Genomic DNA, 20,605 nt, shown 5'->3' with positions numbered 1-20,605 from the left:
GCTTTGGCCTAACGGCGAGGTCATGTTCCGTTTGATGAACAAAAAGGCCGTGCGAACAAAATTCGCACGGCCTCTTCTTGCATCAGCTGCCTTGGCAGCTGAGAAGAACTGGCATTAAGCCTTGTTTGCCTTGCGGCGGGCAAAGCCCAGGCCAACCAAGCTCAGGCCGATCAGGGCCAGGCTAGAAGGTTCAGGGATGGTGTTGCCCGTAATGGAGCCGTTGCCGCCGGACGAGTACTTGGCATTCGGGTTGAAGAAGGCGCTTGAATTGAACTTCAGCAGATTAGGGTCGAAGTTACCAGCGGCCAAACCGCCGATCACTTGCAGGTCGGCAGCTGTGAAACCGCTAGCGACGTTACCGCTCGTGAAGGCAAGGCTGTTGAACTTCGCGTCAAGCCAGACGGTGCCATCCAAGGCCTTGTCGGCACCGACTTGCCCAGCCGGTGGGCTGGTGTAGAGGGTGCTGGTGTCCACGTACAAGGTAACCCAAGCATTGGTCAGGTCAAAGGTGTTGTTCTTGTTCAGGCCAATGCCGCCAAAGCCAAAGGTCACTTCGCAGCCTGGGCAGAAGCTGCCTGCAGCGCCGAAGCCAGAGCCGATATTGCTGGCGTTGTCATTGATGCGGCCCAGGCGACCAACGCCCTGCAACACAAATCCGGTGGCGCCAGGGCTCACACCGTCAACGGTGGACAGCACCGATCCAATGCCTGCTGCGTCGCCGTAGTTGACGGTGCCCTTGGCATAGTTTGTGCTGCCGAACCACTGCGTGAATTGGTGTTCAGCGATGAAGTCAGTCTCAGCGCCACCCGGTGCCACATAGTCTGGATCCCAAACCACGCCGCCCACATTGATCGGGGTAGCTTGAACGCCGGCCATGCAGGCCAGCAAGGCCACGCCAGCGAAAGTCGTCTTCAGAAATTTCATGTCATTTCTCCTGAGGTGATTTGAAAAGGCTACTGCCCGTTCGCAGCAAAGATAAGCAGTAACCGTGCCAACTCTTAAAGAAAATGGTTAAGTGTTTGAAATCATTGGAGAAAATTGACTTTGTGGCGAGCGCGCTTGCTGGCGATGAAGTTGACTTGTAAAAAAATCCGACAAAATTAGCTGTAGCGCCCAGGTGAAATGATGTTGTCGGGGTCCAGTGACTGCCGCAATTGCCGATTCAGCTTGCCCGCGCTCCCCATTCGCTCGGCAAGCCAGGGCATGCTTGATATGCCGACCCGATAGGGTAGAAAGCCTTGCAGTGCGCCGCTGTCCAGCAGCTCTTGGTTGCAGGCTTTGGCGTTCGCAGTTTCGGACTCCTTTTGGCGGTCGAAGAGGATGGGGATGGTGCTGTCGAATACCTTGTCGCTGATGCTGGTCAGTGTGATGAGTGGTTCGATGCCGTGCCTATGGGTGATCGCTTTCACCATGTCGACGAAACTGCGTGCGGCTTGCGGCCTCATGGGGACGAGTGGTGCGTACCAAATGAGGCCGGAGCCATCGCGGCCAGGGTCACGGGATGGCCCCTTTGGCGGGTTTGGATTGCGCCAGTAGGCCAATGGCATTGCTGTTTCGTTGGGGCGCCCTCCGACTAGTTCCAGTGACTTTGCAAGGGTTTGTGCAGTGCTGCCGGCTCGCTGCCCGAGCCGTCCAGGAATGAGCTTTGCCAGCTTGGCCAGGCCTTGGGCTTGGCCGTTGGACAGAAAGACGAGTCGCTTGGCAAATCCTTTCAGGATGTTTCGAATCTCTTTCTGTGCTGCGGCGACGACCTTCTTGCTGCCATAAAGGGTCATAAAACCTGTCCATGGGAATATTTGATATTCACGCCCCATCGCGGCAATGACCTCCTCTGGAATTAGGCCGTTGGGGCCAATTTGAGTGGCGGGATAGGGGGCTGCCATTGCGAGCATGCGGTGCCTATTCATCAAATTGCTGCCGCCAACAATGCCCGGCAGGGTTTGAAGAATACGTTGCACTCGCCGCACAGCCTCTTCGAGCATTTGGTCGTCGGGAATGCTGAAGAAACAAACTTTGGAGCATTGTGGGCGGCGTGCCAACAAGATGGTCATCTGGGTAACCACGCCAAAGCCGCTTTGAGTGAAGAGACCGTTGATGTAGGGGCCGATTCCCCATTTGAAGAGTTTGGCCACCTCAATGCCACCCGCTTCATGCAGTCCGCTTCGGTAAATGCTGCCGTCCGCCAGGACGGCTTCGATATGGGTGACTGCGCCGAAGTGGTCGGTATGGGGGGTTACGCCATAGCCGCGCTCCAGTGCATTGCCAAGCAGGCTGCAATTTGGGCCGCCGCCGGTCACGGGCACCATGAAGTCGTGACCGCCCTCATCCAAGAACTTGGCCAGCATGCCTTGGGTGACGCCGGGCTCGACGGTGATTACTCCCAATTCGGCATCGAACTCCTTGATTTGGGATAGTCCTGAGAGATCAAGCAGTACGCAGTCGTTTGCGGCAGGGAGGCTGGTTCCGTAGCCCCAGTTGTTGCCGGTGCTGATTGGGTAAATTGAGGTTCGATTGGCCTTGGCAATACGAACAATTTCGGGAATTTGCTCACTAGCGCTGGGTTTGAGTGCAGCCACAAGCTTTCTACTTGAGGCGGTGGTGTCAAGCCCATAGGCCTGCTGCGCAGCCGCAGTGCTCAGGACTTGCGCTGCTCCAAGGAGTTTGGTCCAGCTGCTGATGGCTGCGGCGTGAGTGGTGGTCATGTCAATGGCCCCTCATTCAAGTGGGTGTGTGGTCGCAACGGTAAAAAGTCGCCTTAAGGGCGAAGGAAGAGCAAGCCTAGTGTGGCATCATTCCCCTAGCCATGCAGTGCCGTGCGCGCTCAGAGTTGGCTGAAATATTTTTGCTGTTGGGAGTGGAGATGGTCAGGCGAGTACCCCCAATTTTGCTAGCTAAATACAAGGAGCGGCGTCTGTGAAGAATCTTTCATTTTTTTCGGTGGTAGGCATGTCGCGGATGCTTTTTGCTGGCCTTGTACTTTCGACGTTGAGTGCATGCGGTACGGTAGGCTCGAAATTCCCGCCCGCGCCAAGCGCCGCAGCGAGCGAAAAATATAGTTATATCGTTGGCCCGGGTGATGCCCTCAATATCATTGTTTGGCGCAATCCGGAATTGTCGATGAGTGTGCCGGTGCGGCCTGATGGAAAAATATCTACGCCGCTTATCGATGAGTTGACGGCTCAAGGCAAGAATTCCACGGAAATTGCCAGAGATATTGAACAGCAACTCGGTAAATATGTTCGTGATCCGGTGGTTACGGTGATTGTGACCAGCTTTGTTGGGCCTTACAGCGAACAGATTCGCGTGGTGGGTGAGGCGTCCAAGCCGCAGGCCTTGCCGTACAAGCAGAAAATGACGGTGCTCGATGTCATGATTGCTGTTGGCGGCTTGACTGACTTTGCCGCGGGTAATGAGGCGACGATTGTTCGCTCCGGCGAGGGCAATAAACAGTACTCGGTAAGGCTGAAGGATTTGGTCAAGCGCGGCGATGTGTCTGCGAATGTGGAAATGCGACCTGGCGATATCCTGATCATTCCGCAGAGTTTGTTTTGAGCTGATTTGATTGCCTTGCGCTCGCCGCGCTTGGCTAATAGTTAGGTTAGATTCTCTCGATTCGTCGACATCGCGGGTTCCCTCGCTTTGAACTTGAAAAGTCGCCTCAATGGATTTGTTGATTGCACAGTTGCTTTCCGTCGTGAAGTCGATGTGGAAGCACCGCTGGACCGGCTTGGCAGTGGCTTGGATTGCCGGGCTGGTTGGCGCCGTTGTCGTCTTGGTCTTGCCTGACCGGTACGAGGCGAGCGCGCGTATCTATGTGGATACGCAGTCCATCCTGAAGCCGCTGATGACGGGCTTGGCTGTACAACCCAATGTCGAGCAGCAGGTGATGATGCTCAGCCGCACTTTGATCAGCCGCCCCAATGTCGAGAAGTTGGTTCGCATGGCGGATCTGGACCTCAAGAACCAGTCCAAGAGCCAGCAAGAGGCAACGATTGAGACGGTGACCAAGAACTTGTCGATTCAAAGCACGGCGCGCGACAACCTGTACACCTTGGCCTATCGGGATACCGATCAGGAAAGTGCCAAGCGGGTGGTTCAGTCTTTTGTCTCGATTTTTCTGGAATCGAGCCTTGGTTCTAGCCGCAAGGATACGGCCACTGCCACGACCTTCATCAACGAGCAAATCAAGGGCTATGAAGCGAAGTTGGAAGAGGCTGAGTCTCGCTTAAAAGAGTTCCGCCTGCGCAATATTCAAACCATGTCGGGCGATGGCAAGGATTCCGCATCCCGTTTGGGTGAAATCAGTGCGCAACTTGAGCGTGCCCGGCTCGACTATCGCGAGGCTGTGAATGCGCGCGATGCTGCCAAGAGTCAACTGGAAGCAGAGCGCAAGGGTTCAGTTGGCGGAAGTGCGGTGCAAAGCGTGTTGCAAGAGTCCGCAACAGCAGTGTCGACACCAGAAATTGATGCGCGGATTGATGTTCAAAATCGCAGTCTCGACGCACTATTGCAGCGCTACACCGAGCAGCATCCCGATATCGTCAGCGCCCGCAAGATGCTGAAGGACCTCGAGGCGCAAAAGAAGAAAGAGGTTGCCGAACTGCGCAAGGCGGCATTGGCTGCACCTACCGTGGGCTCGGCCGGCAATACCAACCTGGCGTTTCAAGAAATGGGGCGCTTGCTGGCCAATTACGAGGTCCAGGTGGCGGCGATGAAGGCTCGGGTGGATGAGTATTCCAGCCGCTATGCCCAAGCGATGGCCGCGGTGAAGACGGCGCCGCAACTGGAGGCCGAGGGAGCCCAGTTGAATCGTGATTACGCTATTCACAAAAAGAACTACGAAGACTTGGTGTCGCGCCGCGAGTCGGCCGCGATGTCGGGCGAGTTGGATGTGGCTTCGGGCGTGGCGGATTTCCGCTTGATCGACCCACCGCGGGTGTCGCCCAAGCCGGTGGCGCCAAACCGACTACTGTTGTTGGCTGTGGCGATGGTCCTGGCCCTGGGCTTGGGTATGTTTGGCGCCTTTGTCAGCAGTCAACTGCGTCCGGTTTTCCACGACGTCAATGAGTTGCGTTCACGGGTGGATTTGCCCATCCTGGGTGTTGTGACGCGACTGACCACCGACGAGGATAGGCGGCGCCACCGCATGGACATGATCCGCTTCAGCGTGGCATCGGCGAGCTTCTTTGTGCTGTTTGCCATCGGGCTCACAGTGATGGCAATTTTGATGAATCGGCAGGTGGGTTGAGATGAGTAGCCTGATTGAGCAAGCCACCCAACGCCTTGAGCAACTGCGCCAAGCTGGCGCGTCAATGCCGGACGATGTGCAGGCCAATGGTGCAGGGGTTGCTACCGGCTTGGCTGCCTCAGGCCTCGCGACAAGTGCGCTAGGCCCTGCGCCTGCGCCGCTTGAGACGCCCCATCACCCGTCCAGCAAGCGCGTGGATCTGGATTTCACGGCCTTGGCCGAGCAGGGTTTCTTGACGCCCAATGCCGGCCGCTCCCATTTCGCGGACCAGTACCGTGTGATCAAGCGTCCGCTGATCAAGAACGCGATGGGCAAGGGCGCTGTTACCCTGAACCACGCCAATCTGATCATGGTGACCAGCGCACTGCCGGGCGAGGGGAAGAGCTTCACTTCGCTGAATCTGGCGCTGAGCATTGCGGCGGAAATGGACAACACCGTGATGCTGGTCGACGCTGACGTGGCCCGACCTTCTGTCTTGCGCATGTTGGGGCTGCCCCAGGGCCCGGGTTTGCTGGATGTACTGGAGGACTCTGTTGATATGGCCAGCGTGATGCTGCGCACCAATGTCGACAAGCTCACCCTGCTGCCTAGCGGTACACCCCACCCCCGGGCGACGGAATTGCTGGCCAGTGATGCGATGAGCCACTTGCTCGATGACATGGCCAAGCGCTACCCGGATCGCATCATCATCTTTGACTCGCCGCCCCTGCTGCTGACGACTGAGTCGCGCGTGCTGGCCTCGCATATGGGCCAGATCGTGGTGGTCGTGCAAGCCGGCAAGACGCCGCAGAGCGCGGTGATGCAAGCGCTTGCCGCGATCGAGAGTTGCCCGCTGAAGATGATGTTGTTGAACCAGTCCAGCACCAACGCAATTGGTGGCTATGGCTATGGATACGGCTACGGCTATGGTTATGCCAGTGAATCAAGCAAGAGCTGATCGGCATGACGCTTTGCCGCTCGCGGTGAAGAGCCTTCTGCACACGCCGTCGCTGCATCGAGTCAGCCGAGCCTGCACGCTGGTGGCTTGTCTGGCTGCACTCGCCACGGCGCAGGCGCAGGAGGCGGCGGCAGTGGGGCGCTCGGGCACCTCTCTCACGCCGAGGGTGACGCTCAGCCAGACATGGACCGACAACAATACCTTGTCCTCGGTTGCCAAAGATGCGGCCTTGATAACGACCTTGTCGCCGGGCCTCACGCTGGCTAGCAGGACGGGGATGTTGAAGGGCTCGCTGGACTACGCCATCAGCGGCGTGTTCTATGGCAAGAGCGAACAAAAGGATAGGACTCAACAGTCCTTGACGGCCAGCGGCGTGGCGGAGTTAATCGATAACTTCCTGTTCGTGGACGGGCGCGCCACGATTGGACAGCAACTCACTTCGGCCTTTGGTCAGCAAAGCGTTGATCAATCGCTCAACAACCCAAATAGCACCGAGGTTGCCACCGTCAATCTCTCGCCTTTTGTGCGCGGTCGTTTGTTCGGCTTGGCGAGCTACGAGCTGCGCGGCACTTATGCCGAAACCAATGCCAAGGGTACGTCGGTGAGTGATAGCACCGTGGTCGGCAGCAACTTTCGCCTGGACAGTGCCAGCCTTGGTCAGGTGGGGTGGTGGATCAATGGCAACACGCAGCGCTCGCACTTCAAGTCTGGCGTGGACAACAACACGGCCTTGGTTTCACTGGGTTTGAGGTATCAGCCCGATGTTGACTTGCTGCTCAAGGTCAATGCGGGGCGCGAGCGTTCTGACTATCAGCTGGGTGTCGCCACTCGGGGCAATAGTTATGGCGTCAACGCCAGTTGGCAGCCGACGCCACGCACCACGTTGCTGGCCGATTGGCAGAGCCACGACTATGGCAATTCGCACCTGCTCAGCTTCGAGCACCGGATGGCCCGGTCGGTTTGGCGGGTGTCCGATTCCCAAAACGTATCGACTCAGTCGAGTGGCAGCTTGCCAGGTCAAAACACGAACTACGATCTGCTCTTCACCCAGTACGCGTCGATTGAGCCGGATCCGGTTAAGCGTGATGCCAAAGTCCGCCAAACCCTGAGCGAGTTAGGTCTGAGCGCGGGTGCTGCGGGCTCAAGTGGATATCTGAATGCCGGCCCGACCTTGGTGCGCACGCAAGGTTTGTCTTTCTCCATTGAGGCGCTGCGCACGACCTTGACGGCATCGGCCACGCAGTCCACCACCAAGCAGTTGGGTAACGGCGTGCCGCCGGGTGGTGTGGTTGGGCAAACCGGCAATATCGTCCAGCGCAATGGCAGCATCAATCTGGCGCGCAATTTGACGCCTACGACCAGTGCCAATGTGAGCTACACACAGTCAGAAACGCTGGGTGACGCGAATGCCCCGGGCACTTCGAACACGACCTTGCGTTCAGTGACTGCGAATTGGACCATGCGTTTGAACCCGCGCTCCAGTGTCTCGCTGGGCGGGCGGGTGGCGCGTTTTCATAGCCCGCTGCTGCCTTACCGCGAAAACGCGGTTTTTGCCACACTCGTTCACCAGTTCTAGCCCATGTATGAATCCTTTTATGGGCTCAGCAGCAAGCCGTTCCAGCTCAGCCCTGATCCCAACTTCTATTTCGGCAGCAAACAGCATCGGCGGGCCAAGGCCTACCTGGATTACGGCGTCCTGCGCAATGACGGGTTCATCGTCATCACCGGTGAAATCGGCGCCGGCAAGACCACGCTCTTGCGAGGTTTGCTGGACAGCCTTAATCGCAGCAATGTGGTGATCGGCAATCTGGTCACCACGCAAGTCGATGCGGAAGACACTTTGCGCTTGGTCGGTGCGGCCTTTGGCGTGCGCGTCAAGGATCTGCCGAAATCAGAAGTGCTGATGAGCTTGGAGGCCTACTTCGTCAATCAAGCCAGCCATGGCAAGCGCTGCTTGCTGATCGTGGACGAGGCGCAGAATTTGACGGCGCGGGCGGTTGAAGAGCTGCGCATGCTGTCGAATTTTCAATTCGGCAATCAGTCCCTGCTGCAGACCTTTCTTGTGGGGCAGCCAGAGTTTCGCGGCATCTTGCAGCGGCCCGAGATGGAGCAATTCCGTCAGCGCGTGGCAGCAACCTGCCATATCGGCCCGCTGGACGAGGAAGAAACACAGCGCTATATCGAGCACCGCCTGAAATGCTCGGGCAGTACCGGCAAGCCGAGCTTTGAGGCCGATGCCTTTCCGGCCATCTACAAGGCCAGCGGCGGCATCCCGCGTCGTATCAACTCCTTGTGTGACCGCCTCTTGCTCTTGGGCTTCATGGCCGGCAAGACCCATTTGGGCTTGGCCGAAGTGGATGAAGCCTTGCGTGACATCGCCCAGGAATTGGCGCCGACCAAAGCGGTTGCGAATGAGGCCGGCAAGCAGCCCGATCAAGACCTGAGCTTGGATCTGTCGCGCCTGCGCCTCGACGCTGGCGACGTCGCAGGCTTGTCAACTGAGTTTGCTAGCCTTGGCAACGAAGCCATGGCCGAGCGCTTTCAGCGCATTGAGAACAGCTTGGTGCGCCTCGAGCGCGTGAATATGCAAACGCTGGCCTTGCTGCAAAAGCTGGTGGAGGCGGTCAAGTCAAACTGAGTCTCAGGGCTCGGCGCAGTTCAATTCCAAATACGCCTAGACCGGCGGTTCCAAAGGGAGCCGAGCCGGCGGCACAACAGGGGTTTTATGCTTATGGCAACAAGGGCAGGGGCGATCCGCAACGCCATGACGATTGACGTGGAGGACTACTTCCAGGTCTCGGCGTTTGCGCCCTATATCGCGCGCAGCGATTGGGATGGGCGTGAGTGCAGGGTCGAGCGCAATATCGGGCGCATTCTGGCCTTGCTGGATGAGCGCCAAACCAAGGCCACCTTCTTCACCCTGGGCTGGATTGCTGAGCGCTACCCACAATTGGTGCGCGACATCGTGGCGGGCGGGCATGAGTTGGCCAGCCACGGCTATGGCCATGAGCGGGTCAGTGATCTGAACCCGCAGACCTTTGCTGAGGACATTGGCCGCGCCAAGAAGCTGCTGGAGGACCTGGGCGGGCAAGCGGTGCTGGGCTATCGCGCCCCGAGTTTTTCCATCGGCGAGCGTAATTTGTGGGCTTTCGATACCTTGCTGGAGCAGGGCTATCGCTACAGCTCCAGCGTCTACCCGATTCAGCATGACCATTACGGCATGCCCGATTCACCGCGCTTTGCCTACCCGGTGCGTGAGGGCTTGCTAGAGGTGCCGGTGACCACCTTGCGCAAGTTCAATCGCAACTTTCCTTCTAGTGGCGGCGGCTATTTCCGTTTGCTGCCCTATGCCTTGTCGCGCTGGATGATTCGCCAGGTCAATGAGATCGACCAGCAGCCCGCAGTGTTCTATTTCCACCCTTGGGAGATCGACACCGAACAGCCGCGTGTGGCCGGCATCGACGGCAAAACCCGGTTCCGGCACTACGTCAACATCCCGCGCACCCATGGCCGCATTGCTCAATTGCTAAGCGATTTTTCCTGGGGCCGAATGGACGAAATTTTTCTGGCTCAGCCGTCTGTGGCTCAGTCTCTCACACTTGCCGCTGCTGCCTGAATGAGCCCTGCCGACGTCCAGATCAAGCGCCTTCAGTCAGGCGATAGTGCCAATGCCAAACGCTGGGACGCCTTTGTGTTCGCCAGCCCGCAGGCCACGTTTTTCCACCGCGCCGGTTGGTTGCGAATGGTGGAAGATGTGTTTCGCCATCAGGGCTTTTTCCTCTATGCCGAACGGGCGGGCGAGATCGCTGGCGTCTTGCCGCTAGGGCAGGTCAAGAGCCGCTTGTTCGGGCACTCCTTGGTGGCCTTGCCCTTCACCGTTTACGGCGGCGTGGTGGCCGACGACCCTCAAGTGGCGCTGAGCTTGGAGCAAGAGGCCCATCGCATCGCCTTGAGCCTGGGTGTCGATCATCTGGAATACCGCAACACCAGTCCACAGCATCCTGACTGGCCTAAGCAAGACCTCTACGTCACCTTTCGCAAGGAGATCTTCGCGGAGGAAGAGGCCAATATGCTGGCCATCCCCCGCAAGCAACGCGCCATGGTGCGCAAAGGCCTGAAGAATGGCCTGCAAAGCCATATCGATGCGGACGCCTCGCGCTTCTTCGCGCTCTATGCCGACAATGTGCATCGCCATGGCACACCGGCCATGCCCAAGCGCTATTTCCAAGCCTTGCTGGATGAGTTTGGGCCGGACGCTGAAGTGCTCACCGTCACTGACGACAAAGGCCGCGCTCTGAGTTCGGTGCTGAGTTTTTACTTCCGCGACGAGGTCCTGCCTTATTACGCCGGCGATGACGAGTCGGCGCGCGACTTGGCCGCAAATGACTTCAAGTACTGGGAGCTGATGCGGCGCGCCTGTGCCAAGGGGTTCAAGGTGTTTGACTATGGGCGCAGCAAGCAGGGCACAGGCTCCTACGCCTTCAAGAAGAACTGGGGTTTTGAGCCGACGCCGCTGCACTACGAGTACCAGCTCTTCAAACGCGACAGCGTGCCGCAGAACAATCCCTCCAACGCCAAGTACCAGTTGCTGATCAAGGCCTGGCGCAAGCTGCCCCTCGGCGTGGCTAATTGGTTGGGCCCCTTTATCGTGCGTAACCTTGCCTGAGCGATGGCCAAGATTCTCTACCTGGTCCACCGCCTGCCGTACCCGCCCAACAAGGGCGACAAGGTCCGCTCCTTTCATTTACTCAAACACTTGGCCGCCAGGCATCAGGTGTTTTTGGCGACCTTTGTTGATGACCCGGATGACCGGCAGTACATCGCGAAGGTGCGGGACTACTGCACTGAGTTGTATGTGGGCGAGCTTCAGCCTGGCCTGGCCAAGTTGAAGTCCTTGCAAGGGCTGCTCAGTGGCGAAGCCCTGAGCTTGCCCTATTACCGCGATGCCGGCATGAGCCGCTGGGTTCAAGAGATGGCTCAGGCGCATGGCTTTGATGCGGTCATCGTGTTTTCGTCGCCGATGGCGCAATACGTGAAACACGCGCAAGGCCTGCAGCGGGGTGGGGCGGCTGTGCCGGTGTTGATCGACTTTGTGGACGTCGACTCCGCCAAATGGGCCGACTACGCCAACTCGCGCTCTTGGCCCATGTCCTGGCTGTATCGCAGGGAGGGGCGGCAGTTGCTGGCTTTCGAAGCGGATAAGGCCGACAAGGCAGCTTGTTCATTCTTCGTCACCGATAAAGAGGTGGCCCTGTTCCGGCAGCTGACGCCGGGGCGCCATGCCGCGGTGGAGTCGCTTTGCAATGGCGTTGATGCCGAGTTTTTCTCCCCCGCGGAGGACCGGCCATCGCCTTTTCCCGCCGGGCAGTTGCCGCTGGTATTCACCGGCGCGATGGACTACTGGCCGAACGCGGATGCCGTGACCTGGTTCGCTGCTGAAGTCTTGCCGAGCTTGCGGGCGCAGTGGCCTGCCTTGCACTTTCACATCGTGGGCCGCAGCCCGACGCCGGCCGTGCAGGCCTTGGCCGGGGAGGGCATTTCGGTGTCTGGCACTGTTCCTGATGTACGTCCGTATCTGCAGCATGCCGCAGCCGTGGTGGCGCCACTGCGTTTGGCGCGCGGCATTCAGAACAAGATCTTGGAGGCCATGGCCATGGGTCAGCCCGTGGTGGCCGCGCAGAGTTGCGTTCAAGCCATTGATGCGGTGGATGGCCAAGAACTCATGGGAGCAGCCGAGCCTGCCGACTTTGTGAGGGCTTTGAGCGCCCTGCTGGCCGACCCGCAGCTGGCCTCCCGCATCGGGGCTGCCGGCCGCGCCCGTGTTCAAGCCAGCTATAGCTGGGACGCCCATTTGGCCGGACTTGACCGCCATCTCGCTCAGGCCATGGCGAGCACCGAGACCCAAGCTGCATGATGCGATCAGATTTGAAGTTATCAAAAGCGTGGCAAGCCGCCTTGCCTGGCTTTCTCTTGGGCCTGTTGGCGCTGCTGTGGTTGTTCAGGGATACCGGCCTGGCCATGGTGGAGATTTGGAATCGCTCCGAAACCTTTGCCCATGCCTTTGTGGTGCCGCCCATCTCGCTGTGGCTGATCTGGCGCCAGCGCGCTCAGCTGGCGCGTTTGACCCCGCGCCCGGCACCGCTGTGCCTGCTGTTCATTGCCGTGCTGTGTGCGCTGTGGTTGTTTGCGGAATTGGCCGTGGTCAATGCCGCCACCCAGTTTGCGCTGGTCGGCTTGATCGTGCTCTTGGTGCCCGCCACCCTGGGCTGGGAAGTGGCGCGCAGCATTACTTTCCCCTTGGGCTTCTTGTTTTTCGCCGTGCCTTTCGGTGAATTCGTGATGCCTCAGTTGATGGCGTGGACAGCTGATTTCACTGTCACTGCTTTGCGACTGAGCGGCATTCCCGTGTTCCGTGAAGGCTTGCAATTCGTCATCCCTTCGGGCAATTGGTCGGTGGTGGAGGCGTGCAGCGGCATCCGTTATCTGATGGCCTCGGTGATGGTGGGTACTTTGTTCGCCTATCTGAATTACCGCTCACACACACGCCGCTGGATCTTTGTCGGTGTGTCCATCGTCCTGCCCTTGGCTGCCAACTGGGTGCGCGCCTACCTGATCGTGCTGCTGGGCCATATTTCCGGCAATAAGCTCGCGGCTGGCGCCGATCATTTGGTGTACGGCTGGATCTTTTTCGGCGTCGTCATGCTGGCCATGTTCATGATTGGCGCCCGCTGGTCGGAGCCCGATGCGCAGCATGTTGAAGCTAACGACGAGGCTGAAGGGGGCACACAGAAAGTAGAAGCCGCGGCCTCATTGGTCGAGGCCGGCAGAGGTCGCTTTGCAGTAGCCAAGACTGGATTTGCCGTGGCAGCCCTGTTGGTGCTGCTGACCACTCCGCATCTCCTGCTTCATTCGATCTTGGCGAACGCGAGTTCGGCCGAGTTGACCTTGGCCGCACCCGACCTGAGTGCCAAAGGCTGGGCTCTGCGGGCCGATCCGGCGCCGGTGTTTACGCCGGCCTTTGAGAATCCGCTTGCAGTTCTACAAGCCAGCTATGCCAAGTCCGGGGAGGCCCCGGTCGGCCTGTACCTCGCTTACTACCGCCACCAAAGCTTCAACAGCAAGCTGATCAGCTCGAACAATGTGCTGGTGACGTCAAAAGATGCCGTCTGGAGCCAGGTTGCCTCAGGCAGCCGTGAACAGGCAAGCCCCGGCTACTCCATGCGTGTGCGCACGGCGGAATTGCGTCGCAAGGACATGGGCCATGAGGGCGTGGCAGGTAGCCGACTGCGGGTGTGGCAGCTTTACTGGGTCAATGGTCGTCTGTTGACGCGTGACTGGCAGGCCAAGCTGTACGGCGCCTTTGACCGACTGATCGGCCGTGGAGATGACGCCGCTGTACTGGTGTTCTACGCCGACCAATCCACGCTAGGGCCCGACGAAGCCTTGCTGAGCGCTTTCGCGCTCGACAACCTCGATGTCCTTGCCTCGCTGCTGAAGACCACTCGTGACGCTGCCCTGGTAGGCGATGGCCGGGCCAAACCGACTGCTGCCGCTACGCAGCCCTTGCGGACACCCGTGCCATGAGCTCAGGCCGCGTCAAGCCCGAGGATGTGGCGTTTGCTTGGATGTGCGTGGTTCGGCACCCTGAACGCGGGATGATCGTGGCCTGGATCGCCTGCAGGCCAAAGCACAATGCAGCATGAACTCATGATGCGGGCTTGGCCAGTATTTGGTCCCCGACGCTAAGCCGCAAACGGCCTTGAGTACCCCAATTAGGACTGAGCTTAACTATGTGTGGCATTACCGGTATTTTTGATACGCGCGGCCCTCGGGATATCTCGCCAGCTGTGCTGCAGCGAATGAACGATTCGCAGCATCACCGTGGCCCAGATGAAGGCAGCCTTCATCTGGAGCCCGGACTGGGTTTTGGCCACCGCCGCCTGTCCATCATTGATATCGCCACGGGACAGCAGCCGCTGTTCAACGAGGACGGGTCTGTGGTGGTGGTCTTCAATGGCGAGATCTACAACTACCAAAGCCTGATTCCTGAATTGCAAGCCCTGGGTCATGTGTTCAAGACCAAGAGCGATACCGAGGTCATCGTCCACGCCTGGGAATCCTGGGGTGTGGACTGCGTGCAGCGCTTTCGCGGCATGTTCGCCTTCGCCCTGTGGGACCGCAACAAGCAGACCTTGTTCATGGCGCGCGACCGCTTGGGCGTCAAGCCTTTTTACTACGCCTTGCTGGACGACGGCACTCTGCTATTTGGCTCCGAGCTGAAGTCTTTGGTGGCCCACGGCGGCCTGCGCCGCGACATCGACCCGCTGGCAGTGGAAGAGTATTTCGCCCTGGGCTATGTGGCCGAACCGCGCACCATCTTCAAGCAGGCCAAAAAGCTGCCGCCGGCCCATACTTTGCTGATTCGCCGCGGTGAGGCCGTCGGCGAGCCTCGTCGCTTCTGGGATGTGCGCTTCTCGCTGGATGCCAAGATTGGTGACGCCGAGGCCTGCGAAGAGCTAACGCGGCGCCTGCAGGAGTCCATCCGCCTGCGCATGATTGCCGAGGTGCCGCTGGGTGCCTTCCTCTCCGGCGGCGTGGATTCCAGCGCCGTCGTTGCCATGATGGCTCAGCAGTCCAGCGGCCCGGTCAACACCTGTTCCATCGCCTTTGAGGACCCGGCTTTCAACGAAGCCGCCTTCGCGCAGACGGTGGCGGACCGTTATCACACCAATCACCGGGTCGAGACGGTGCAGAGCGATGACTTTGACCTGATCGATACCTTGGCGCGGCTCTACGACGAGCCCTATGCCGACAGCTCAGCCATCCCCACCTACCGGGTTTGCCAACTGGCCCGCAAGCATGTGACCGTGGCCTTGTCGGGCGATGGTGGCGACGAGACCTTTGGCGGCTACCGCCGCTACAAGTTGCATCTGATGGAAGAGCGCATGCGCTCAGCCATGCCATTGGGTTTGCGCCGGCCCTTGTTTGGCACCCTGGGTCAGCTTTACCCAAAAGCCGACTGGGCACCGCGCGTCTTCCGCGCCAAGACCACGTTCGAAGCCCTGGCGCGCGATTCGGTGCAAGCCTATTTCCATAGTATGAGCTTGCTGCGCGATGCGGATCGCTCACGGCTTTACAGCAAGTCCTTCAAGGCCGAGCTGGGCGGCTACACCGCCCGCGAGGTCTTCACCCGCCACGCGGCCAATGCCGGAACCGACGACCCGCTGGCTTTGATTCAGTACATCGACACCCAGACCTATTTGGTCGGCGATATCAACACCAAGGTGGACCGCGCCAGCATGGCCCATTCGCTGGAGGTGCGCGAGCCCTTGATGGATCACGAGATCGTCGAATGGCTGGGCACCTTGCCTTCCTCGCTGAAGATCCGCAATGGCGAGAGCAAGTTCCTGCTGAAGAAGGCGATGGAACCCTATCTGCCTAACGACATCATGTATCGCCCCAAGATGGGCTTTGCCGTGCCCCTGGCGCGCTGGTTCCGTGGACCCTTGCGCCAGCGGGTGCGCGAGGCCTTGCTGTCTGGGCCGCTGGCTGAATCCGGCATGTTCGATCAAGCGACGATCGCGCAGATGGTCGAGCAGCACGAGGGCGGCTCGCGCGATCACAGCACGCCCTTGTGGAGTTTGCTGATGTATGACGCCTTCCTGCGCAATGTGATGGCCGGCAGCGCCGCCAGCGGTCTTCCCAAGGCCGCGCCAGTGAATGAGATGGTTGGGGTCTGAGCGCAGGATGAAGATTCTTTACCACCACCGCACGGCTTCCAAAGACGGTCAATCCACCCACATCACCGAGATGATTTTGGGCCTACGCGCCCTGGGTGCCGAGGTTATCGAATGCGCGCCCTCTGTCGGTTCCGACAGCCCGGCAGAAGCCGGTGGCGGTAGCCCCGGCTGGGTGGGGCGGCTCAAGGCCTTGCTGCCGCGCCAGCTCTACGAGTTGGCCGAGCTGGCTTATTCCTGGGTAGCCTTTCGTCGCCTGAGCGCGGCCATCCGCCAGCACCAACCGGAAGGCATTTACGAGCGCTACAACCTTTATCTGCTGGCCGGCATTTGGGCCAAAAAGCGCTTCAAGCTGCCGCTGATTTTGGAGGTTAATGCGCCGATGGCGGTGGAGCGGCGCGAGTACGGCGGCCTGTCCTGGCCGCGTCTGGCCGATTGGGCCGAGCTTTATGTCTGGAAGCAGGCTGATTTGCTGCTGCCGGTGACCCAGGTGCTGGCCGACTATATGGTCGCCAAAGGGCTGGATGCGGCTCGCATCCACGTCATCCCCAATGCCATCAATCTGGCGCATTACCAGCATCTGCCTAGCAAGGACGAAGCCAAGGCTGGTCAGGGCTTGCGGGGCAAGTTGGTGGTGGGTTTTACTGGTTTTGTGCGCGAGTGGGACCGGCTGGACCGCATCATGGCCTGGGTGGCCAAGCAGGCGCCGCGTTATCCCGTGCATCTGATGGTGATTGGTGACGGCCCGGCGCGCGCTGAAATCGAAGCCTGCGCCCGCCAGCTGGGCGTTGCCGAGCGACTTAGCTTTACTGGCGCGGTGCCACGCGAGCAGGTGCCAGCTTTGTCGATGGCTTTTGACATTGCGTTGCAAACTGCCCTAGTGCCCTATGCCTCGCCCCTGTGCTTGTTCGAGTACTTGGCCCTGGGCAAGGCCATCGTGGCACCCGACCAGCCCAATCACCACGAGATTCTGACGGCCGGTGTCGATGCAGTGCTCTACGACCCGCTGGACGCCAATGGCATCGAGAAAGCCCTGGATCAACTATGTGAAGACGCTAGCCTGCGCGAGCGGGTGGCAGCGGCTGCTGTCAGTGTGATCGCCACCAAGCAGCTGACCTGGGTGCAGCATGCGGCCCGCGTGCTGGGCTTGTTTCAAAGTCTGCAAAACAAAAACAAGAAGAAGTGAGCTTGCTGCCGTGACCTCGCCCAGAAAACTGCGTGTTCTGACCTTCTCCACGCTCTATCCCAGCAGCGTGCGGCCGGGCCATGGCATCTTTGTCGAAACCCGTTTGCGCGAGCTGATTGCCAGCGGCCAGATCGAGTCCCGCGTGGTGGCGCCCGTGCCATGGTTCCCCTCCACCGACGCGCGCTATGGCGAGTACGCCCTGATGGCCAAGACCCCGGCGCGTGAGCATCGCAACGGCATCGAGGCCCTGCATCCGCGCTACGGCCTGCTGCCCAAGATCGGCATGAATCTAGCGCCCTTGGGACTCTATCTTGGCGCCAAGGCGGCGGTCCAGCAGTTGTTGGATGAAGGCTTTGACTTCGATGTCATCGATGCGCACTACTACTACCCCGATGGCGTGGCTGCCGCCATGCTGGCCCGGCATTTCAAGAAGCCGCTGACGATCACCGCCCGCGGCACCGATTTGAACCTGATCCCCGAATACACCTTGCCGCGCAAGATGATCCAGTGGGCGGCGCGCACGGCGCAGGCCTCTATCGGCGTCTGCTCGGCCCTGGTCGATGTTTTGCGCGGCTGGAATATCCCCGAGGAGCGCCTGCACGTGATGCGCAATGGCGTGGATCTGCAACGCTTCCGGCCGTCGCCTCCGGCCCAAGTCCGCGAGGAACTGAGCCTGCAGGGCTCACCCTTGCTGATGTCGGTTGGGTATCTGATCGAGCGCAAAGGCCACCACCTGGCCATTGAGGCACTGGCCCATCTGTTGCCGCGTTATCCCAATGCGAGGCTGGTGATCGTTGGCGAGGGCCCGGAGCGCAAAAGTCTGCAGGAGTTGGCCGAAAAGCTGGGTGTGGCCCAGCATCTGAGCATGCCCGGTGCCCAGCCGAATGCCGAACTCTACCGTTGGTATAGCGCGGCCGATATCTTCATATTGGCCTCCAGTCGTGAGGGCTGGGCGAACGTTTTGTTGGAGTCCATGGCCTGCGGCACCCCGGTGGTCGCCACTGATATCTGGGGTACGCCCGAGGTGGTTTCGGACCCGGTAGCCGGGCGGCTGGTGAAAGAACGCACAGGCCTTGCCTTTGCAGGTGAGCTCGAGCAGTTGTTGGCCGCCATGCCTGATCGCAACCAGGTGCGCCGATTCGCCGAAGGCTTTAGCTGGGCCGCTACCACTCAGGCTCAGCTGGACCTATTCAGCAAACTGAGCAAGCCGATGCAGTCTGAGGCTTGCGATGCGTGATCTGGTTCTTGCCAGTGTTTTGCTATGGCTGATGTTCAAAGGGTTCAGACACCCTTGGATCGGCATCATCGGATGGACTTGGATCAGCATCATGAATCCACATTCCTTCAGCTGGCGCTTGAGTGAATTGCCAGTAGCGGCCGCGATGGCTGGCTCAACCTTGCTCGGCATCCTACTCACCAAGGACAAGATTTCTTACTTTGTCAGCCGAGAGTCCGGTGTTTTGATGCTATTCATGCTGTGGATGTGCATCACCTTGCCGTTTTCGGTCTACTTTGATCGCAGTTTTGTTCTCTGGAGCCGGGTCATGAAGATCGACTTCATGATCTTGGTGGCCATGCTGGTGCTCTACAACAAAAAGCACATCATGGCTCTCACTTGGACCCTGGTGGCGTCTATCGGTTTTTACGGTGTGAAGGGTGGCATCTTTACTTTTGCCACGGGGGGCAGCTATCGCGTCTGGGGGCCGGAGGGCAGCTATATCGAGGGCAATAACGAGATTGCCCTGGCCCTGATTATGGTGATTCCATTGATTCGCTTTCTGCAGATGCAATTGCCAGCCTCGGCGAAGTGGGCGAGTCGTGGGTTCAGCGCCGCCATGGTTTTATGTGCAGCTTCTGCCTTGGGCAGTCAGTCGCGGGGTGCCCTGTTAGCGATCGCGGCGATGACCCTGGTGATGTGGTGGCGGGGCAAGCACAAACTGGAAATGGGCTTGGTGTTGCTGGTTCTCGGGGTGGCCTTGATCATTTTTATGCCCGATAGCTGGACCGAACGTATGTCAACCATCAAGACCTACGACCAAGACACTTCCGCCGGGGGGCGCATCAACGCTTGGTGGATGGCCTTCAACCTGGCCTCGCACAATTTCTTTGGCGGGGGCTTTATGGTGAGCTCAGCCTCCCTGTTCGCCTTGTATGCGCCTGATCCCAATGATGTGCATGCGGCGCACAGCATCTATTTCATGGTGTTGGGTGAGCATGGCTTTGTCGGACTTTTTCTCTTCTTGTTGCTCTGGTTTTTTGTTTGGCGCTCGGCAGGCCGGCTTTACCGCAATCAAAGTAGTTCAGCTGAAGATAAATGGATGTCCGACTTGGGGGCCATGTGCCAGGTGAGTTTGGTCGGCTACTTCGTTGGTGGTGCGTTCCTGAGTCTTTCCTACTACGACTTGCCCTACAACATCTTGATTCTGGTCGTGCTGGCTTGCCGGCTGATGGATGGCAAAGCCAAAGAGGATTCGCCTGCTGCCAAACTCGGTTTGAATCCCTCTGCGTCTGCTTGAACCCTGCTAGCGCCAGGACTACTACTTTTCCGCTCGTCTATGGATTTCATGCGTCTGGGTTTTCAACTTCTTTCCGCAACCGCGGCGCGTGGTCGCTTGTCGATTCTGATTTTTCATCGCGTATTGCCTAGGCCGGATGAGATCTTCCCCGACGACGTTCATGCGCAGCGCTTTGATCAGATCTGCGCTTGGCTGAAGCAGTGGTTTGAGGTGCTGCCTCTGGATCAGGCGGGGCAGATGTTGGCAGAAGGGCGGCTGCCGGCGCGGGCGTGCTGTATCACCTTCGACGACGGCTACGCCGACAACCACCAGGTCGCCTTGCCTATTCTGCAAAAGCACGGATTGCCTGCGACCTTCTTCATTGCGACCGGTTTTTTGCAAGGTGGTCGCATGTGGAATGACACGGTGATTGAATCCGTTCGTCATTGCCGCCAACCCGAGTTGGACTTCGGTGCGCATGGCAGTTATGCCATGGGAGATGCAGCAACGCGCCGCACGGCCATCGACGCCATCATTGGCAAGATCAAATACCTGCCCATTGCCGAGCGTTTGGCGGCCTCGGAAGATTTGCTCGAACGCAGCGGCGCGCGCTTAGAAGAGCAACTGATGATGGGGCCGGACGGCGTGCGACGCTTGCGGGATGCGGGTATGCAGATCGGCGCGCACACTGTTTCACATCCGATTTTGGCGAGAACTGAGTCTCAGATTGCTCGGCAGGAAATCCACGACAGCAAAGCCTATTTGGAGGATTTGCTGGCACAGGATTGCAGCCTGTTCGCCTACCCGAATGGCAAGCCCGGCCGGGACTATTTGCCCGAGCATGTGGACATGGTGCGTGATCTGGGCTTCAAGACCGCGGTGTCCACCACCTGGGGCGCTTCAGGCCCCGGGGCAGACCCTTTGCAGCTTCAGCGATTCACGCCCTGGGACAGCAGCAAAGGCGCATTTGGTCTGCGCTTGATGCGCAACTTGCTGGCCTGA

16 protein-coding genes are annotated in these 20,605 nt (G+C 59.2%); 14 read left to right on the top strand and 2 right to left on the bottom strand.

The annotated features are described in order from the left end of the window. Positions 1-114 precede the first annotated feature (114 nt). Together AT984_RS08870 and AT984_RS08865 are read right to left on the bottom strand one after the other, a co-directional pair. A complete protein-coding gene (locus AT984_RS08870) occupies positions 115-924 on the bottom strand; it encodes a PEP-CTERM sorting domain-containing protein (RefSeq protein WP_058719792.1) in 810 nt (269 codons plus the stop codon). Between the two features lie 176 nt (positions 925-1,100). Next, the gene (locus tag AT984_RS08865; protein WP_058719791.1) at positions 1,101-2,702 is read right to left on the bottom strand and encodes an FAD-binding oxidoreductase; all 1,602 of its coding nucleotides are present in this window, start codon (positions 2,700-2,702) and stop codon (positions 1,101-1,103) included. Between the two features lie 253 nt (positions 2,703-2,955). Here AT984_RS08865 and AT984_RS08860 point away from each other — a divergent pair, with 253 nt between their 5' ends. The 14 genes from AT984_RS08860 (at position 2,956) to AT984_RS08795 (ending at position 20,605) form a co-directional block, all read left to right on the top strand. Next, a complete protein-coding gene (locus tag AT984_RS08860) occupies positions 2,956-3,552 on the top strand; it encodes an XrtA/PEP-CTERM system exopolysaccharide export protein (RefSeq protein WP_058722188.1) in 597 nt (198 codons plus the stop codon). A 109-nt stretch (positions 3,553-3,661) separates the two neighbouring features. Beyond that, positions 3,662-5,248, top strand: coding sequence for an XrtA system polysaccharide chain length determinant (locus AT984_RS08855; protein WP_058719790.1), 1,587 nt, complete (start codon positions 3,662-3,664; stop codon positions 5,246-5,248). A 1-nt stretch (position 5,249) separates the two neighbouring features. Then, positions 5,250-6,185: an XrtA-associated tyrosine autokinase gene (locus AT984_RS08850; protein ID WP_058719789.1), complete on the top strand. Its 936-nt coding sequence runs from the start codon at positions 5,250-5,252 to the stop codon at positions 6,183-6,185. A gap of 25 nt (positions 6,186-6,210) precedes the next feature. Further along, the gene (locus AT984_RS08845; RefSeq protein ID WP_197418288.1) at positions 6,211-7,761 is read left to right on the top strand and encodes a TIGR03016 family PEP-CTERM system-associated outer membrane protein; all 1,551 of its coding nucleotides are present in this window, start codon (positions 6,211-6,213) and stop codon (positions 7,759-7,761) included. 3 nt (positions 7,762-7,764) lie between these two features. Beyond that, positions 7,765-8,823, top strand: a complete 1,059-nt coding sequence (locus AT984_RS08840) for an XrtA/PEP-CTERM system-associated ATPase (protein ID WP_058719787.1) — start codon at positions 7,765-7,767, stop codon at positions 8,821-8,823. A 126-nt stretch (positions 8,824-8,949) separates the two neighbouring features. Next, complete coding sequence (locus tag AT984_RS08835) at positions 8,950-9,801, top strand: XrtA system polysaccharide deacetylase (protein ID WP_335338587.1); 852 nt, start codon at positions 8,950-8,952, stop codon at positions 9,799-9,801. After that, positions 9,802-10,851, top strand: a complete 1,050-nt coding sequence (locus AT984_RS08830; protein ID WP_058719785.1) for a FemAB family XrtA/PEP-CTERM system-associated protein — start codon at positions 9,802-9,804, stop codon at positions 10,849-10,851. A gap of 3 nt (positions 10,852-10,854) precedes the next feature. Beyond that, positions 10,855-12,099 (top strand): TIGR03087 family PEP-CTERM/XrtA system glycosyltransferase, encoded by a 1,245-nt coding sequence (locus AT984_RS08825; protein ID WP_058719784.1) that lies wholly within the window; start codon positions 10,855-10,857, stop codon positions 12,097-12,099. Positions 12,100-12,110: 11 nt separating this feature from the next. After that, positions 12,111-13,769, top strand: coding sequence for an exosortase A (gene xrtA / locus AT984_RS08820; protein ID WP_231741610.1), 1,659 nt, complete (start codon positions 12,111-12,113; stop codon positions 13,767-13,769). A gap of 206 nt (positions 13,770-13,975) precedes the next feature. Further along, entirely contained in the window at positions 13,976-15,925 is a 1,950-nt protein-coding gene (locus tag AT984_RS08815; protein WP_058719783.1) for an XrtA/PEP-CTERM system amidotransferase, read from the top strand. A gap of 7 nt (positions 15,926-15,932) precedes the next feature. Next, positions 15,933-17,108, top strand: coding sequence for a glycosyltransferase family 4 protein (locus AT984_RS08810; protein WP_058719782.1), 1,176 nt, complete (start codon positions 15,933-15,935; stop codon positions 17,106-17,108). Between the two features lie 28 nt (positions 17,109-17,136). Continuing rightward, positions 17,137-18,345, top strand: a complete 1,209-nt coding sequence (locus AT984_RS08805; protein ID WP_058722187.1) for a glycosyltransferase family 4 protein — start codon at positions 17,137-17,139, stop codon at positions 18,343-18,345. After that, on the top strand, positions 18,338-19,624 hold the full coding sequence (locus AT984_RS08800) for a putative O-glycosylation ligase, exosortase A system-associated (RefSeq protein ID WP_058719781.1): 1,287 nt from the start codon (positions 18,338-18,340) through the stop codon (positions 19,622-19,624). The genes AT984_RS08805 and AT984_RS08800 overlap by 8 nt, the downstream gene beginning before the upstream one ends. A gap of 96 nt (positions 19,625-19,720) precedes the next feature. After that, on the top strand, positions 19,721-20,605 hold the full coding sequence (locus AT984_RS08795) for a polysaccharide deacetylase family protein (RefSeq protein WP_231741608.1): 885 nt from the start codon (positions 19,721-19,723) through the stop codon (positions 20,603-20,605).

The organism is Paucibacter sp. KCTC 42545, assembly GCF_001477625.1.
Lineage (GTDB): Bacteria > Pseudomonadota > Gammaproteobacteria > Burkholderiales > Burkholderiaceae_C > Paucibacter_A.
Note: the sequence above shows the minus strand (reverse complement) of the source record. Positions and strands in the feature narration are given on the sequence as shown.